This window comes from Actinosynnema sp. NPDC023658, from assembly GCF_040639995.1.
Classification (GTDB): Bacteria; Actinomycetota; Actinomycetes; order Mycobacteriales; family Pseudonocardiaceae; genus Actinosynnema.
Window position 1 is genome coordinate 1 of record NZ_JBFAAX010001301.1, and the last position, 1,355, is coordinate 1,355.

The 1,355-nt window shown below is 70.4% G+C and carries 2 protein-coding genes; one reads left to right on the plus strand and one right to left on the minus strand.

All coding sequences use genetic code 11. The features are described 5' to 3' along the window. Positions 1-955: magnesium and cobalt transport protein CorA (locus AB0G02_RS40470; protein ID WP_360805916.1), on the minus strand; the 955-nt coding region annotated here is incomplete at its 3' end. 182 nt (positions 956-1,137) lie between these two features. On the opposite strand from AB0G02_RS40470, the gene AB0G02_RS40475 reads away from it, so the two are divergent. Next, positions 1,138-1,335: a hypothetical protein gene (locus tag AB0G02_RS40475; RefSeq protein WP_360805919.1), complete on the plus strand. Its 198-nt coding sequence runs from the start codon at positions 1,138-1,140 to the stop codon at positions 1,333-1,335. Positions 1,336-1,355: the final 20 nt, after the last annotated feature.

The following is a 1,355-nucleotide window of genomic DNA, read 5'->3' on the forward strand; positions in this document are numbered from 1 at the left end:
GTTCGGGCATGTGGTCGAAGTTCATCCCGTACACGCCGACGACCATGGTCGGGATGGCGATGATCGCCACCCAGGCCGACATCTTGCGCATGTCGTTGTTCTGCTGGAGCGAGACCTTGGCCAGCGTCGCGTCCACCAGGGTGGTGAGCATCTCGTCGAACGCGGTCACCCGCTCGGCCGCGCGGGTGAGGTGGTCGTCGACGTTGCGGAAGTAGGAGCGGACGTCCTCGGGCACCAGCGGGCCGCAGGAGCCGTCGCTGAGCTTGCGCAGCGGGGCCGCCAACGGCATCACCGCACGTCGCAGCTCCATGATCTCCCTCTTGACCAGGTACATCTGCTCCACGCCGATCTCGCTGCGCGGCGCGAAGACGGCGGCCTCGACCAGGTCGATGTCGCCCTGGAAGGCCTCGGTGACCTCCAGGTAGCCGTCGACCACGCGGTCCGCGATCTCGTGCAGCACCATCGCGGGCCCGGCGGCCAACAGCTGCGGCGAGGCCTCCAGCTGCCGTCGCACGTCGCCCAGCTCCGAGTGGTGGCCGTGGCGGACCGTGACGACGTAGTCGCGCCCGAGGAACACCATGATCTCGCCGGACTCGACGATCTCGTTCGCCGTCGTCGGTGACTCGTGCTCCAGGTAGCGCAGCGTCTTGAGCACCATGAACAGGTTGCCGTCGTAGCGGTCGAGCTTGGGCCGCTGGTGGGCGTGCACCGCGTCCTCGACGGCGAGTTCGTGCAGGTCGAACGCCTCCGCGACGTCGCGGATGTGCTCCTCGTCCGGTTCGAACAGGCCCACCCAGACGAACCCGCCACCGCGGGCGCGGACCTCGGTGACGGCGTCGGCGGCGGACCACCGGCCGGGCAGGCGCACGCCGTCGACGTAGACCGCGCACGCCACCACGGCGTCCGGCTTCGCGCCCGCGACCGGGGTGGGCAGACCGTCGGCAGAACTCACCATATGGGTGATCTTCTCGCACCCGGCCCCGCGGCGCACCGATCACGGCCGCACGCGCCTTCGGCACCGCCGCTCACCTCGACCGCCCGTCGTGCCCGTAGGAGGCTGCGCCGCCGCCGCACCGCCGGAGGGGGCTCCGGTCGGACTTGAGCTTGCCGTTACGGCAGGGTTTAGCGTCCCCGGTCATGACGATCACCGTTCTGGACACCGGCCCGGCGATGCGGGAGGTCCTGAGTTCGCCCCGAGCCGACCGGCCCGCCCTCCTCAAGGCGATGCTGGAACCCGCCGCGGGCCTGTACCGGTACTTCCCCGGCGAGGTCGACCTGGTCGCGCTGCACCGGATGGGGCCGGGGTTCCCGATCGACCGCTACGAGGAGCGGTGACTCGAAGCGCTGGAGGCGAT

Excerpts from the sequence above, each read along its gene's own strand:
- AB0G02_RS40475 (WP_360805919.1), top strand. The coding sequence starts at position 1,138 with ATGACGATCACCGTTCTGGACACCGGCCCGGCGATGCGGGAGGTCCTG.